Raw genomic sequence first — 14573 nt, 5'->3', positions numbered from 1 at the left:
CATGTTAGGGTTTGGACAACGCACCGCGTTAAAAACCCGGGTACTGCTCACTTCCAGTTTGGCCTTAATTCTGGCTTTAAGTTTGATGGGCGTTTTAATGCAGCAAGCCTTCAAAGAAAAAACTTTGCAGTTGGTGGAAGAGCGGCTGGAAGGTTATCTGTACGCCCTCATTGCCTATATTGAATACGATGAAAACCAGCTGGTAATGCCCGATAATTACCCGACACCGCGTATGGAGCAGCCCGCTTCAGGAATTTACGGACAAATTCTGATACGGGATTTTTTATGGCAAACACCGTCCGTACTGGGTCAGGATATTCCGGATATTGAACCGTTAGACATTAATCAGCGGGTTTTTAATGCCCGTGAAGAATTGGATGATGTGCCTTATTTTTATCTCAGTCAGGGTGTGGCCATTGAAACCGATGATGAAGTGATTCATGCCACCATTGCGGTGTCAGAACATGCCGGTGATTTTTATCAAGAGCTGGCCGCTTTTCGCGACAGTTTACTGACCTGGATTATTATCATCAGTGGTGCTCTTTTGGTGGTGCAATGGGTGATTATGTATTGGGCCACAAGGCCCTTGAAGCGGCTGATGACTGACTTGTACCGTTTGGAGCAGGGTGCAGGTGCCATTTTTTCTGAAGATTATCCGTTGGAATTACGCGGCTTAACGACCAGTTTAAACCGTTTGATTGAAAATGAGCGCAGTTCTCTGGCACGCCAGCGACGCACCCTGGGTGATCTGGCGCATTCTTTAAAAACACCTCTGGCCATTGTCCACTCTGCCCTGGACAATCAACCCATTGATAAAGAGGTGATTCAACAACAAATCACACACATGGATGAGATTGTCGCTTATCAACTCAAACGCGCAGCGGTGGCCGGTCACCGGACGTTTGTTCGGGGAGTACCGGTGATTGATGTGGTGGATAAAATCATCGGCTCTTTGCAAAAAGTGCATCACCGCAGAAACGTCCGCGTAAAAACGGCGGTGGCGCCGGGTGCCGAGTTTTTTGGGGAGCAGGGTGATTTGATGGAGTTGCTGGGTAATTTATTGGAAAACGCTTTTAAATGGTGTGATATGCATATTCATGTGACCATTAAAACCCTGATCAAAACCGGAAGACAGCGTACCGGTTTAATAATCACCATTGCCGATGACGGTCCGGGCATAGCCGAACAAAAACGAGAAACATTATTACAACGTGGAGTACGCGGTGATGAGAAGGTGACCGGCCATGGTATTGGCTTGTCCATCGTTACCGATATCGTAGAGTCGTACCAAGGTGAGTTAAGCATTGATCGTGACCCTGAGCTAAAAGGTGCTCAATTTAAAATTATTCTACCACCCTAAATAACAGAGACTATGCACAAAGAAATTGATGATTTATTGGAGGTGATGGCGCGCTTACGCGATCCCCAGACGGGCTGTCCCTGGGATTTGGCCCAGGATTTTGATAGTATTGCGCCTTACACGGTGGAAGAGGCTTATGAGGTGGCGGATGCCATTGCTGAAAAAGATTGGTCAGGTTTACAAGAAGAGCTGGGTGATCTGTTATTTCAGGTGGTGTTTCATGCCCGAATGGCCGAAGAGCAGGATATGTTCACATTGGCGGATGTGGTGCAGGGCGTGTGTCAAAAAATGATCAGCCGACACCCGCATGTATTTAATAACTCACATCCAAATCCTCGTGATGCCGATGCGCAGACCGAAGTATGGGAACAACAAAAAAACCGACATAAAGACAGTGTGTTTGACGGCATAGCGCAATCATTCCCGGAATTGCTCAAAGCCATGAAAATGCACAAAGCCGCGGCCACAATCGGTTTTGACTGGCCGAATATTGCGCCGGTTTTTGATAAATTGGATGAAGAGAAAAAAGAGCTTCAGGAAGCCATCAAAACCGGTGACAAGAAAAACATTGAAGGTGAGGTGGGGGATTTGCTGATGGTGTGTACCAGTCTGGCGCGACATGTGAATGTTGACCCGAATCTGGCTCTGCGCAGGGCCAATCAACGCTTTGATGCCCGTTTTCGGATTGTTGAACAACTGGCCAAACAGGAAAGCCCCAACCAGGATAAATATGATTTAGACTATCTCGACGGTCTGTGGTTGCGAGCAAAGCAGCAGTTGGGTCAGGATGGCTGATTATTGCCGGGATAGGTTTTTTGTTGTTGTATCAAGGCTTCCACAATGCCCTGATTGGCCGGCGGAAGTTGTTGGCGGTTTAAATCTTCGATTGAGCACCATTGCATATTCTGTTTCTCATTAGCCGTCACTTCAGGGTGCTTAACGTGTTCTTTGAAAATATGTAACCGCACGGCGCATTCAGGGTAATTATAATCTATGGTTTGCCAGGGTTTGATTTGTGCGGGGAGATAAGCCAGTTCTTCCCGGATTTCACGGCACAAAGCCTGTTCAGCTGTTTCACCTGGTTCAACTTTACCACCCGGAAATTCCCAGTATTCAGGGAGATGAACGTCAGACCGTCGCTGGGTAAGAAGGACGCGGTTTTGGTGGTTAATCAGCACCAAAACCGCTACATCAACAATTTTTAATTGAGCTTGCCGTGGCATTTTTTGTATTTTTTACCCGAGCCACAAGGGCATGGGTCGTTTCGCCCGACTTTTTCACCGTCCCTGACAAAGGTTTCGACTTTTTCATCGGATTGTCGTGAAGTTTCACCGGCACTTTGGTGTTGATAGGTGACATTTTTATTTTCACGGTGTTCCATGGCTTCCACGTCTTCATCCTGACGGACTTTGACTCGGGCAATGATGCGGATGGTTTCGTATTTAATGCGGTCGAGTAAATCTTTGAACATTTCAAAAGATTCACGTTTATACTCTTGCAGGGGTTGTTTTTGGGCATGGCTGCGCAAGTTAACCCCATGACGTAAATGGTCCATCTGCGCCAGGTGCTCTTTCCATTGCTGGTCGAGCGTGTTCAGATAGGCGGCTTTTTCAAACTGCCGCATGACATCGTTGCCTGTGAGGGCTTCTTTTTCTTTAAAGAAGCGCTCTATGTGACTGAGGATTTTATCGGTCAAACCATCATCGTTGAGGTCTTCATCGCGCTCTAAAATACGCACAATATTGATTTCAATACCGAATTCGGTGGCCAGAACCCGTTCAAGAGAGGCAATTTGCCATTGCTCTTCCACACTTTCTAAAGGCACGTATTGACGGATGATGTTGTGAAACACTTCTTCACGGATGTCCGCTATGTAGTCACCGATGTCATCAGACTCCAGCAAATCAGCACGTTGCTGATAAATCACCAGTCGCTGATCGTTGGCGACATCATCAAATTCCAACAGGTTTTTTCGGATATCAAAGTTATGAGATTCCACTTTGCGCTGGGCATTTTCGATGATGCGGGTAATCCATTTATGCTCAATATACTCGTCTTCTTTCATGCCAAAACGCTTCATGTTATCCATCATACGCGACTGACCAAAGACCCGCATCAGATTATCTTCTAAGGAAATATAAAAGCGTGAAGATCCGGGATCACCCTGACGTCCGGCGCGGCCTCGCAACTGGTTGTCAATCCGCCGTGATTCATGGCGTTCGGTGCCGATGATACGCAATCCGCCATTGTCCAAAACCTGCTGATGACGCTTTTTCCAGTCTTCTTTGATTTTTTTGGCTTGTTCTTCTGATAAATTCTTATGCGATTCCAGTTCCATGGATAAATTACCGCCAAGCACGATATCGGTACCACGGCCGGCCATGTTGGTGGCAATGGTCACCGCGCCGGGCAGGCCGGCTTCAGCCACAATATACGCTTCGCGTTCATGCTGTTTGGCGTTGAGCACATTGTGTTTAATCTTATGTTTATTTAATTCACGGGAGATGTGCTCAGACACCTCAATGGATGCGGTACCCACCAGCACCGGTTGTCCACGTTCATGGCAGTCTTTGATGTCTTCGATGATGGCATCAAATTTTGCTTTTTGGTTAAAATACACCAAATCGCCCTGATCATCACGAATCATCGGTTTGTGTGTAGGGATAACAATCACTTCCAGATTGTAAATACTTTGAAATTCATAGGCTTCGGTATCGGCGGTACCGGTCATGCCGGATAATTTGGGATACAGCCGGAAGTAGTTCTGGAAAGTAATGGATGCCAGGGTTTGATTTTCCTTTTGAATCGGCACATTTTCCTTGGCTTCCACCGCCTGGTGTAAACCATCAGACCAGCGGCGGCCTTCCATGGTTCGGCCGGTGAATTCATCCACAATCACAATTTCTCCTTGTTTGACGATGTAGTCCACATCTTTTTCAAACAAATGGTGGGCTTTTAAAGCAGCTGACACATGGTGCATCAGGTTAATGTGCTGTGAATCATACAGTGAATCATTTTCTTTCATCAAGCCATGCTTTTTGAGCAGGTTTTCAGCATTTTCCATGCCTTGCTCAGTCAGGAAAACCTGTTTGGATTTTTCATCCACGGTGAAGTCGCCATCAGGTTCCGGCAGGGCCTGTTTGGCCAACATCGCTTTGGTGACTTCTTTGGGGTCGGGTTCTTTGGTGGAGCGCTCAAGTTGTGGTACCAGTTTATTAATGCGGTTATACACATCCGGTGACTCATCCACCTGTCCGGAAATTATCAAGGGCGTTCGGGCTTCATCAATTAAAATCGAATCCACCTCATCAATAATGGCATAAAAGGGTTCTCTTTGCACTTTGGCATCGAGGCTGAAAGCCATATTATCACGCAAGTAATCAAAACCAAGCTCATTATTGGTGGCATAGGTAATGTCGGCCTGATAGGCGGCGCGCTTTTGTTCGTGGCTTAATGACGGTATCACCACACCCACAGTCATACCCAGATACTCATACAGCGGCCGCATCCAGTCGGCATCACGTTGTGCCAGATAATCGTTGACGGTTACCACATGCACCCCCTGACCGGCCAAGGCGTTGAGGTAGGCCGCCAGGGTGCACATCAGTGTTTTACCTTCACCGGTGCGCATTTCACTGATTTTACCGCGGTGCAACACAATACCACCGATTAACTGCACATGGTAATGGCGCATTTCCAAGGTTCTCACTGCGGCTTCGCGAACCAGCGCAAAGGCTTGTGGCAAAATATCATCCAGTGATTCGCCATCGGCTATGCGTTGTTTAAATTCAGCGGTTTTTTGTTTAAATTGTTCCGCCGATAATGTCTGCATATCCGGTTCCAGGGATTCGATGTGATCAGCTTCCTTGTCGAGTTGGCGAATATAGCGGTCATTGCGACTACCGAATACTTTGGTAAAGAGTGAGTTTAATGCCATAGTTTTATTTGCTTGTTGTGCTGCTGTAAGCCATTTATGTGGTTTCGATTGGCCTGATATTCAAGACCAATCGCAGGCGATTCAATAAAATAATGCTTGCCGATAAGTGAACGACGGATCAGGAATGAATAAACGGCAAGGGGTTTACTTTATGACCATTTTTCAAGACTTCAAAATGTAAGTGTTCTGAAGTGGCACGACCGGTTTTACCCATGGTGGCGATGTGATCGCCGGCCGTCACCCGTTGTCCCAGCTCAACTTCTACTTTTTCAGCGTGGGCATAGCGGGTCATGAAACCGTTTCCGTGATCAATTTCGACCATCCGTCCATAGGACCCACGGGGTCCGGCCCAGACCACCACACCATCGGCGGCGGCACGGATTTTGGATTGGTACGCACCGGAATAATCCATACCCGAATGGCTGGCCTGTTTACCGGTAAAGGGGTCAATGCGTTTGCCGTAATAGGAAGAAATCCAACCGGACTCCAGCGGCATCATGTGGGGCGTGACGTTTTGTTCAATTGATTGTTCATTAAGCAATCGAGAAAGTACGTCAAACTGTTCCTGTTGTTGCTCAAAACTCTGTTCCAGTGAGAATAAATTGCTGTAAACAGTTTGTGGTGTGTTGATTTCACCGGTGAGTTCAAGCTCGGCACCCCCTAAACCGGGCATCGCATTGAGGTCAAAATCATCGAGATTAATATCACTGGCAGCGGTTAATCGACTGCCCAAAGCATTCAGGCGGGTGGATTGAGCCATCAGCTGTCCAATTTGCAAAGTCATGGCATCGATGTCGTTTTGAACCCCTGTTTTCAAGGCATTCAGTTCGGCCTGGCCGGCTTCAACACGTGCTTGCAGTTGCTGGATGGTTTGTTTGTCATTGGTGGCGGATAAATCCAATACCAATGGGGCTGCCAGCAATCCCAAAGAGAAAACCAGGCTGATGCCAAGAGCCGTTAATGCGTAGATTTTTAGTCTCAGAGAGCGGTCGGATAAGGCATATTTCTTAATGCCGCTGTGATCTTGTTTTAATATGGTTAAATTTTGCATGGTAAAACTTACCCGTTGTGTTTGTTAATGGAGCGGTTTATTGCATTTACTCAAAACCTGCTTCAAAATAAGCCCATGAGTCGAACCAAAAAATTACAACCCCTTAATGAGCGAATCGCACAAGACAAGAGCTTGTCTGCCCTCATCCAACGCGCCAATCATATAACTGATGTCAATAAACGTCTCCAGCCGATGTTGCCGGCACCCGTCAAGGGGCTCTGTCAGCTGGCCAATATACGCCATGAAATGGCCGTTTTTACTTGTCAAAATCAAGCCGAAGCCGCCAAAGTGCGCATGTTCAGCCGAGACATTTTACAGATATTGCAAAAAGAATACAAAATATCTGTGAAAAAATTAAGGGTCATTGTTGAGCAAGCACTATAGGCAAGTGTTGAAGGGTCGGTGCAAAACGGCTGTTTTCAGACACCATCCACCTTTCATTTGGTTATAATAAGCGATTTATTTTTGGAATACTGATGAGTTTAGCAGAAAAAATTAACCGGGCGTGGGCACAACGTGATGAACTGGAAGCGGTGGATTTAAAAGACCGTTATGGTGCAGATGTACAGGCATGTTTAGACGCACTGGAATCTGGTGAGGCGCGGGTGGCTGAACCGGTCAATGGTGATTGGCAGGTGAATGAATGGCTGAAAAAAGCGGTTTTGTTGTATTTTAAAATTTCCCCCAACCGTGTGATGCTCGGCGGTACCCACCATTACTGGGATAAGGTGCCGTGTCGTTTTCAAGAGGCTGGTGTCGATGAGTTTCGCAAGGTCGGTGCCCGGATTGTACCCCCGGCCACCATCCGTCGCGGTGCATTTTTAGGTAAAGGCGTCGTCTGTATGCCATCCTATGTCAATATCGGTGCTTATGTCGGGGCCGGCACCATGGTCGATACCTGGGCCACCGTAGGTAGTTGTGCGCAAATTGGAGACAACGTCCATTTATCCGGCGGTGTCGGTATCGGCGGTGTCTTAGAACCACTGCAGGCGGCCCCCACCATTATTGAAGACAATTGTTTTATCGGTGCCCGCAGTGAAGTGGTGGAAGGCGTCCGGGTTGGTGCCGGCAGTGTGATTTCCATGGGCGTTTTCTTAGGCATGAGCACCAAAATTTATGACCGCGAAAAAAATGAGGTCAGCTATGGCTATGTGCCTCCGGGTTCGGTGGTGGTGCCTGGCAGTTTACCGGCCGATAACGGAAAATATGCCCTGAATTGTGCGGTAATTGTTAAAAAAGTGGATGCCAAAACCCGGGCCAAAACCTCGATTAATGAATTACTGCGCACATGATTATTTACGGCATTAAAAATTGTGACAAAGTCCGCGCCGCACTTAAACAAGCCCAGCAAGCCGGTCATGATGTGCGCTTGCATGATTTTCGCAGTGATGGCATTGATGCAAAATTGGTACAAGCCATGCTGGCAGACATTGACAAAAATAAGCTGGTAAATAAACGCAGCGCTTCTTATCGTCAGTTAGATAAAGATACCCAACAGCATATCGGCATTGAAACGCTGGTTGCTCACCCAACCTTAATTAAACGACCGGTGGTGTATTTCAATGGTCATTATCAGATTGGATTACCCGCATGAATGCTGAAGTCATCACATTGGCACAACAATTGGTTCAAAAACCATCCATCACCCCCGATGATGCCGGCTGTATCCCCTTATTAATGAATCGCATGTCAGGTCAGGGTTTTCAGGGCCACCATCATCGCTTTGGTGAGGTGGACAATGTCTTAATTTGGCATGGCAATCAGCCGGGCCCGGCATTATTATTTCTTGGGCACACTGATGTGGTGTCGCCGGGTAATGAGGCTGACTGGACGTACCCGCCTTTTAGCGGACAGTTGGCTGAGGGCCTGTTGCACGGGCGCGGAGCGGCAGATATGAAAGGCGCTGTGGCGGCCATGGTACTGGCTATGGAAAAGTTTGTCGCCACCCATAAAAATCATCCCGGCAAAATTGCCATTATGCTGACTTCAGACGAGGAAGGCGAAGCCACCGACGGCATACAAAAGTTTATGCCGATGATGGCCAAAGACCATCATTTTGATTATTGCCTGGTGGGTGAACCCAGCAGTTCAGAACAGGTCGGTGATACGGTGCGGGTCGGCCGTCGCGGTTCATTGCACGTGATTATCACCATCGAAGGCAAACAGGGTCATGTGGCTTATCCTGAACTGGCTGAAAATCCGGTTTTTACCGCAGCACCTTTTCTGGCTGAAACCGCAGATTATGTTTGGGATCAGGGTAATGCCGATTTTCCACCCACCAGTTTTCAAGTCTCCAATATCCGCGCCGGAACCGGTGCCGCTAATGTCATTCCCGGTCGCTTGCACATCACCGCCAATTTTCGTTATTCGCCGGAATCAAGCCAAACCAGTTTAGCGAAACAGCTTAAAGGCTTATTGGACAAGCATGGATTCGACTATCAGCTTGACTGGGCGTTATCAGGTGAGCCGTTTCATTGTAAAAACGACACCTTTAAAACCGCGCTTAAAAAAGCCATTCAGCGTTTTAGTGACGTTGAGCCTGAATTTAATACCCAGGGCGGCACCTCAGATGGTCGTTTTGTGGCGCCTTTGGGCATTGCCACCATGGAACTGGGGCCGATTAATAAAACCATTCACCAGGTCAACGAATGTGTGCCGGTTAAACAACTGCTGCAGTTAGAAAATATTTACTTGGATTTAATTAAACGCTTACTGCTGCCATGAGTCTCAACCATCGTTTGTCGGTGGCGCCCATGCTGGATTGGACCGATCGCCATTGCCGCTATTTTCATCGCTTAATTTCACCGAATATAGTCCTGTACACCGAAATGTTGACCACCGGGGCTTTATTAAACAGTGAACGCACTGATTTATTGGCTTATGATCAATCCGAACATCCGCTGGTGATTCAGTTGGGCGGCAGTAACCCTGAAGAATTGGCGGTCTGTGCCAAAATGGCGGAAGATGCCGGCTTTGATGAAATCAATATCAACATCGGTTGCCCCAGTGATCGGGTGCAAAGCGGTCGCTTTGGTGCCTGTTTGATGCGCGAGCCTGAATTGGTGGCCGAATGTGTTAAAAAGATGCAACAGGCGGTGTCAATACCCATTACCCTGAAAACCCGGATTGGCGTTGATGATGAAGCCGATTATGACTTTTTTAAACGTTTTGTGACCATTAACCGCGACGCCGGTTGTGAAACCTTTATCGTGCATGCCCGTAAAGCGCTGCTCAAAGGCCTCAGCCCCAAGCAAAACCGCACCATACCGCCACTGCTTTATCATTTTCCTGAACAGTTAAAAGCTGATTTCCCTGATTTAACCGTGGTGGTTAATGGCGGCATCGACACTGTTCAAAAGGCGCAAAATCATCTACAATATGCGGATGGTGTGATGATTGGGCGGGCCTTCTGGAACGCCCCGTGGCTCATCAGAGACATGCATAACGCCCTGGGTTTTCAACCCCAACAAACAAATCACGATGATATACTCTATGCTTATCAGGATTATTGTGCCCGGATGCTGACACAAGGCGCAAACCTGCATTGGTTAATCAGACCCATCTTGGGATTATTTCACGGATTTCCCGGCAGTAAAAAGTGGAAATCTTATTTAGTAACCGAAGCACCCAAACGCAAGAATGACATCCGGGTGCTGAGCGAAGCCAGGACCCTAATTAATTATGTTAGTGAAAACCGTAGCTGACTTTAAAGAAGCACAAAAATACGCCAACTACCCGATAAAACAAGCCGTTGCCATGAAAGCCGCGTTCATGGTGTCACCGGTGGGTTTTTCCCTCAACGAACAAACCGCCCAGGATAATGAATACATGCAAATGGATGAATCGGTGGACGAAAAACTCGCCATTTACCAGCAAATGCATCTGGCCCGGGTTCTGACAGATTTTGATATCCCGGTGATATCTTTTCCAGGTTCGGTGCATACACCGGATGCGGTGTTTCCGAACAATTCCTTTGCCACAAACCACAATCGCCGTTATATCGTCGGCTCCATGCGCTACCCCAACCGGCAACTGGAAACAGAACGCAAAGACATCCGAAAATTCTTCAACAGTGTGTTGGATTATGATGAATACATCATCGAACACCCCAAAGCCATCGCCGAATTGACCGGTGTGCTGGTGCCCGATCGAGGACGTAATATCGGCTTCGTCGGTATGACTGAACGGGTTAATGACGAAGGTGCCGTGGCATTGGCTGAGGGATTTCAGTTGGATTTAACCTTCCAGTTTGATCTTGCTGAAGGTGAGTACCACACCAACGTGGTGATGGCCAATTTGGCCGGCGCAGCCGTGGTTATGCACAAAGATTCCTTTGCCGACCCTGAGGTGGTACAGGCCATCGATGATTTTTACGAAGGCAACATTCTGTATTTGTCCGATGAAGAAAAAATGGCGTTCTGCGGTAATTGTATTTCCATCACCGAACGGGATGTGTTATTCAGTCAGACCGCCTTTGATACCTTGTCCACCGCTTCCAAGAAGAAATTGGATAAATGGGGATTTCGCATTCATGGGGTGGAGGTTTCGGAACTGGAAAAAGCTGGAGGATCACTCCGCTGCATGATCGGCGAAATCTTCTGAGAAAAAATTTGGCTTAGAATCTCTGCGTTGTCGCCGATTTTTGCAGAAATCACGCACAAGCTTGTGCGCTCAGGCTGTCAAAAATCGGCTCCGCCTTGATCTTCAAAGCCAAATTTCCCCTCAGTTCCAGGGTTTAGCGCGTCATTATCGGGCTCCGATCCGATAATCTCGGCCAGTTTAACGGATACACAACCCCTGCGTTGCTACTCACTTTTGCAACAATCACGCACAAGTATGTGTGCTCAAGCTGTCAAAAGTGAGTTCTGCCTTGGGCCGCTAACGGATCCTATCTAACGCGGCACACCTCCATCCCTGGAGTCGCTTTCACGGTCACTTACCCCACATCACCATGATTTGATGGTAAATTTTCTTGTACAGTCCTCAGTCTTCCGTCCACCGTCTTCTGATTCCGCGACGTCTTCGGGCACCGACCCGGAGACCCATGATAAAATTGCTTTATCTTTCAATTCTTGGCGGACTCTTACTTTCAACTTTCTTAATGATTAATCTTTCTTTTTTCATGCAAAGTTTTTTGATTTTTGTATACTTAATAATTGTATGAATTTATAAATTAGAGTTTATTAAGAGTAAGTGAAAATAATGGGAAAAAAATTAACAGTATACATGATAGATGGAACAGCTTATGGTCCAAGATTAAGTGAAATTGGAAACTGGGTTGGAAAAGCTATTTATAGCCCGAGAGCATCAGTTAACAAAATTATAAATCGACCAGAGCTCGAAAGTCCGGGCATTTACTGTTTAAAAGGAGATCCGACTGATGAAGCTTTTGATGAGAAAATATATATTGGTGAAGCAGAAAATATAAAAATAAGACTTAAAAAACATTTAAGTGATCCAAACAGAGATTTTAAAGAGTTGATTTTTTTTATCAGTAAGGATGAGCTCTTAACCAAAACACAGATTAAATACTTAGAGTCAAGACTTGTTCAGCTTGCGTTAGAAGCTAAAACCGCACAAATTGATAATGGAAACTCTCCAGGCCTTCCTACTTTGCACGAAGCAGATATTTCAGACATGGAGTATTTTTTAAAACAAATTAAACTCATACTTCCCGTGATGGGGTTTAATTTTTTAATTTCTTCAACTGTTCTTCCAAAAGAGGTTGAACAGTCTGATACAAAGTCTGAAATACATGAAACCTATTACATCAAAACTAGAACATTCGATTCAACCATGATTGAAACTGATCAAGGATACATTGTTTTAAAAGGAAGCGAAGCAAAGAAAAAACTTACAAACTCATGTACTGAGACATATAGAAACATGAGAAGAAAGTTGATAGAAACAAAAATCTTGATTGATTCCGGTGATAGATTAATTTTCTCAGAAGATGCAATCTTTAATAGCCCAAGCGCAGCTTCAAATATGGTTTTAGGTAGAAATTCAAACGGATTTTCAGAGTGGGTGAATGGTCAGGGTTTGACGTTTAAAGAAGTACAGGAAAAAATTAATAATTGAAAATAACATCCATGAACAAAATCAACAATTACATCACTGCACTCGAATCTGTTATTAAACCTCGTGATATTAAAGGTTCAAGAGTAGAGCTAAGAGACTATACTGACCTATTGGGACAAGGGTATATTTCTTCACCAATGGAAGCTATCACTGATATGGATGATAATACAAGCATTCATCAAGCTTCAATTACACCGAAAGGCGCATTGGCTTTGGCCCAATGGAAAGATTATATGTCCGAAAAAAGTATCTGGGGGCAATCTAAGAAAACTTTAGGGCGGTTATTTTGGTTGTTAATTGGTGCAAGTTTGCCGTTATTTATCAAATTATTTGAATCATTGCTATAAGTTCGCTCCTCACCTAACTCAATTTCAATTCCGTGAAATTGCTCACATGTAAATTCATTTCTGCAATGTTATAGTTGTCTCTAATTTAGAACATATCATATAGCTAGGGAAGTCTGGATTCAATTTGCACAGCATCTTGTGTCAAAAGTTATGGGTTTATCCTAAGATCACATCAAAGCAGATGATGTGTTTGTATTGTGTATTATATTTCTTAATAAGATTTTCCGATACAAATCAACAAAATCAATGAGAGTAACTATGAATTTAACAACATTTCTTGCAACAACAATGATGCTGATGTTTTCGGTCAGTGGTATCGCTTCGGCCGAGGATAATGAACAGACCACCAGTGGCTTTTCCTATACGCTGCATACCGCCAGACCGGATGTTGAGGACTTGGGCCAGTTTCCACCGGCTTATGAGAGCCCGACCACTGAGTATGTTTTGCAGGGGCCTGAGCATACTCTGATCTGGCGTGATCGGGTTTCTGAGCGTACTGTGGATAAGGCGTCTTTTGCGCTTGGGGAGCGGCATATGGGTTTGTTTATTCCGCGCTGGGAGAAGGGTAAGCCGGTGTCAGAGTCCACTGGCTGGACGGAGTTTGGTTACCCGCTGGTCTATCTTGATTTTAATGTGCGGGTTGAGCGCGGTGAAGGAGCGCGTGCTTTGGCCGGTGGTCAGGCTGAGCATTATGTGCTGACTGCAGATTTTAACAGTAAGCGTGAAACAGATCCGGGTAGTTCGCGCTATCAGGTACACGCTGACTTGTGGGTTTTAAGAGATAAACCATTTTCATTTGCACCGTTTCATACGCCGGGATTTTATGGTGATCCCCGTTTCGGTGCGGCGATTGTAGAAGAGCTGAGTAAATTGGGCATGGTGGTGCGCAGTGACGCCCGCTATTCACGCGTCACCATTGACAGGGATGGGAATGAGACTAACAGCAAAAGCAAAGGCACCTGGACAACCTGGATTACAGACCTGAAACCCGCAGAGGTGCCGGTGATTGATATGCCTGTCGCTGATGAAGCCACTTTACAGGTTTTACAAGATGAATTCAGAAAAAAACCCGATGAAGCATGCCAGACTGTCATTAATGGCACGACACCTGATTTTATTGCAGAAAATCTGAACAGCGCGCAACAATCTGCGGTGCTCGAAGATTTGGGCAGGTCATGCAAACGTCAGGCCATGAAAGGATACTTTCGAACCATGAAAAAGAACCCGGCGTCTGTTTGTGGTGATATTTTGGCCGGTCAATTACCTGAAATTGCCAAGAAGACTTTTAATCAAAAAGAACAAAAAGAGTTTATGCAACTGGCATCATCATTTTGTGAAAAGCAAAATTAATTGCTTATTGCATTAAAATGTCGTTACAAATCAGTTCTTTAGACGTTAAAAACGGCCGGTTGTTTAAAATTTGTGACAGCGGTCAAATTTTAGGGTTGTGCCGGTGATAAATTGAAATTCCTTTTAAATTTGTGTAGTTCAAAACACTACACCAGGAATGAGAAAATGAAAAAAATGTTAACCGTTAGTTTGTTTATGTTTTCAGCGTCTGTTTTTGCCATGGATGCGGAACAATTAAAAGAAAGTGATTTGCAGGCATGTCAATCTAAAGCACAATCCGTGCCTGAAGGTTCGCTGGATCAATTTAATAAGACCTGTGAATGTGAGGTTGAAAACACCGATTATGAAGCGCTTGCCGAAGCACGCAAATCCGGCGATCTGAAGAAAGTCAAAGCACTGAAAGCGGAAGCGGCTGAAAAATGTGAAGTCGATGTGATGTAATGTATG

General features: G+C 45.8%; 15 protein-coding genes. 12 read left to right on the top strand and 3 right to left on the bottom strand.

The window, feature by feature from the left end; all coding sequences use genetic code 11:
• Position 1: 1 nt before the first annotated feature.
• Positions 2-1360 (top strand): ATP-binding protein, encoded by a 1359-nt coding sequence (locus tag IEV16_RS01965; RefSeq protein WP_188363978.1) that lies wholly within the window; start codon positions 2-4, stop codon positions 1358-1360.
• A gap of 12 nt (positions 1361-1372) precedes the next feature.
• Entirely contained in the window at positions 1373-2155 is a 783-nt protein-coding gene (gene mazG / locus IEV16_RS01960; protein WP_188363977.1) for a nucleoside triphosphate pyrophosphohydrolase, read from the top strand.
• Here the strand turns inward: mazG and mutT are convergent.
• The 3 genes from mutT to IEV16_RS01945 all read right to left on the bottom strand — a co-directional run bounded on the left by mutT (position 2143) and on the right by IEV16_RS01945 (position 6348).
• The gene (gene mutT / locus IEV16_RS01955; RefSeq protein WP_188363976.1) at positions 2143-2583 is read right to left on the bottom strand and encodes an 8-oxo-dGTP diphosphatase MutT; all 441 of its coding nucleotides are present in this window, start codon (positions 2581-2583) and stop codon (positions 2143-2145) included. The genes mazG and mutT overlap by 13 nt on opposite strands.
• A complete protein-coding gene (gene secA / locus IEV16_RS01950; RefSeq protein ID WP_188363975.1) occupies positions 2562-5297 on the bottom strand; it encodes a preprotein translocase subunit SecA in 2736 nt (911 codons plus the stop codon). Before secA ends, mutT begins: the two co-directional genes overlap by 22 nt.
• A 118-nt stretch (positions 5298-5415) precedes the next feature.
• Positions 5416-6348 carry a M23 family metallopeptidase gene (locus tag IEV16_RS01945; protein WP_188363974.1) on the bottom strand — a complete coding sequence of 311 codons (933 nt, stop codon included), beginning with the start codon at positions 6346-6348 and terminating at the stop codon, positions 5416-5418.
• A gap of 75 nt (positions 6349-6423) precedes the next feature.
• Between IEV16_RS01945 and IEV16_RS01940 the strand changes: the two genes are divergently transcribed.
• The 10 genes from IEV16_RS01940 to IEV16_RS01895 all read left to right on the top strand — a co-directional run bounded on the left by IEV16_RS01940 (position 6424) and on the right by IEV16_RS01895 (position 14567).
• Positions 6424-6732 carry a DciA family protein gene (locus IEV16_RS01940; protein WP_188363973.1) on the top strand — a complete coding sequence of 103 codons (309 nt, stop codon included), beginning with the start codon at positions 6424-6426 and terminating at the stop codon, positions 6730-6732.
• Positions 6733-6821: 89 nt separating this feature from the next.
• Positions 6822-7640 (top strand): 2,3,4,5-tetrahydropyridine-2,6-dicarboxylate N-succinyltransferase, encoded by an 819-nt coding sequence (gene dapD / locus IEV16_RS01935; RefSeq protein ID WP_443093936.1) that lies wholly within the window; start codon positions 6822-6824, stop codon positions 7638-7640.
• Entirely contained in the window at positions 7637-7942 is a 306-nt protein-coding gene (locus tag IEV16_RS01930; RefSeq protein WP_188363971.1) for an ArsC/Spx/MgsR family protein, read from the top strand. Before dapD ends, IEV16_RS01930 begins: the two co-directional genes overlap by 4 nt.
• On the top strand, positions 7939-9072 hold the full coding sequence (dapE, locus tag IEV16_RS01925; RefSeq protein WP_188363970.1) for a succinyl-diaminopimelate desuccinylase: 1134 nt from the start codon (positions 7939-7941) through the stop codon (positions 9070-9072). Before IEV16_RS01930 ends, dapE begins: the two co-directional genes overlap by 4 nt.
• Positions 9069-10052 (top strand): tRNA dihydrouridine(20/20a) synthase DusA, encoded by a 984-nt coding sequence (gene dusA / locus IEV16_RS01920; RefSeq protein ID WP_188363969.1) that lies wholly within the window; start codon positions 9069-9071, stop codon positions 10050-10052. The genes dapE and dusA overlap by 4 nt, the downstream gene beginning before the upstream one ends.
• Complete coding sequence (locus IEV16_RS01915) at positions 10030-10950, top strand: arginine deiminase-related protein (RefSeq protein WP_188363968.1); 921 nt, start codon at positions 10030-10032, stop codon at positions 10948-10950. The genes dusA and IEV16_RS01915 overlap by 23 nt, the downstream gene beginning before the upstream one ends.
• Before the next feature lie 600 nt (positions 10951-11550).
• Positions 11551-12429: a GIY-YIG nuclease family protein gene (locus IEV16_RS01910; RefSeq protein ID WP_188363967.1), complete on the top strand. Its 879-nt coding sequence runs from the start codon at positions 11551-11553 to the stop codon at positions 12427-12429.
• Positions 12430-12440: 11 nt separating this feature from the next.
• Positions 12441-12776 carry a hypothetical protein gene (locus IEV16_RS01905; RefSeq protein ID WP_188363966.1) on the top strand — a complete coding sequence of 112 codons (336 nt, stop codon included), beginning with the start codon at positions 12441-12443 and terminating at the stop codon, positions 12774-12776.
• A 258-nt stretch (positions 12777-13034) separates the two neighbouring features.
• Positions 13035-14126 carry a hypothetical protein gene (locus IEV16_RS01900; protein ID WP_188363965.1) on the top strand — a complete coding sequence of 364 codons (1092 nt, stop codon included), beginning with the start codon at positions 13035-13037 and terminating at the stop codon, positions 14124-14126.
• A gap of 165 nt (positions 14127-14291) precedes the next feature.
• Positions 14292-14567 (top strand): hypothetical protein, encoded by a 276-nt coding sequence (locus IEV16_RS01895; RefSeq protein WP_188363964.1) that lies wholly within the window; start codon positions 14292-14294, stop codon positions 14565-14567.
• Positions 14568-14573: the final 6 nt, after the last annotated feature.

Source organism: Marinicella pacifica, from assembly GCF_014636635.1.
In the GTDB taxonomy this organism is placed as follows: Bacteria; Pseudomonadota; Gammaproteobacteria; order Xanthomonadales; family Marinicellaceae; genus Marinicella; species Marinicella pacifica.
The sequence above is the reverse complement of the archived record's forward strand: the minus strand, read 5'-3'. Positions and strand labels throughout refer to the sequence as shown.

Bases quoted from the DNA above. Each gene is read 5' to 3' on its own strand.
- IEV16_RS01965 (WP_188363978.1), top strand. From the start codon at position 2: ATGTTAGGGTTTGGACAACGCACCGCGTTAAAAACCCGGGTACTGCTC.
- mazG (WP_188363977.1), top strand. From the start codon at position 1,373: ATGCACAAAGAAATTGATGATTTATTGGAGGTGATGGCGCGCTTACGC.
- mutT (WP_188363976.1), bottom strand. From the start codon at position 2,583: ATGCCACGGCAAGCTCAATTAAAAATTGTTGATGTAGCGGTTTTGGTG.
- secA (WP_188363975.1), bottom strand. From the start codon at position 5,297: ATGGCATTAAACTCACTCTTTACCAAAGTATTCGGTAGTCGCAATGAC.
- IEV16_RS01945 (WP_188363974.1), bottom strand. From the start codon at position 6,348: ATGCAAAATTTAACCATATTAAAACAAGATCACAGCGGCATTAAGAAA.
- IEV16_RS01940 (WP_188363973.1), top strand. From the start codon at position 6,424: ATGAGTCGAACCAAAAAATTACAACCCCTTAATGAGCGAATCGCACAA.
- IEV16_RS01930 (WP_188363971.1), top strand. From the start codon at position 7,637: ATGATTATTTACGGCATTAAAAATTGTGACAAAGTCCGCGCCGCACTT.
- dapE (WP_188363970.1), top strand. From the start codon at position 7,939: ATGAATGCTGAAGTCATCACATTGGCACAACAATTGGTTCAAAAACCA.
- dusA (WP_188363969.1), top strand. From the start codon at position 9,069: ATGAGTCTCAACCATCGTTTGTCGGTGGCGCCCATGCTGGATTGGACC.
- IEV16_RS01915 (WP_188363968.1), top strand. From the start codon at position 10,030: ATGTTAGTGAAAACCGTAGCTGACTTTAAAGAAGCACAAAAATACGCC.
- IEV16_RS01910 (WP_188363967.1), top strand. From the start codon at position 11,551: ATGGGAAAAAAATTAACAGTATACATGATAGATGGAACAGCTTATGGT.
- IEV16_RS01905 (WP_188363966.1), top strand. From the start codon at position 12,441: ATGAACAAAATCAACAATTACATCACTGCACTCGAATCTGTTATTAAA.
- IEV16_RS01900 (WP_188363965.1), top strand. From the start codon at position 13,035: ATGAATTTAACAACATTTCTTGCAACAACAATGATGCTGATGTTTTCG.
- IEV16_RS01895 (WP_188363964.1), top strand. From the start codon at position 14,292: ATGAAAAAAATGTTAACCGTTAGTTTGTTTATGTTTTCAGCGTCTGTT.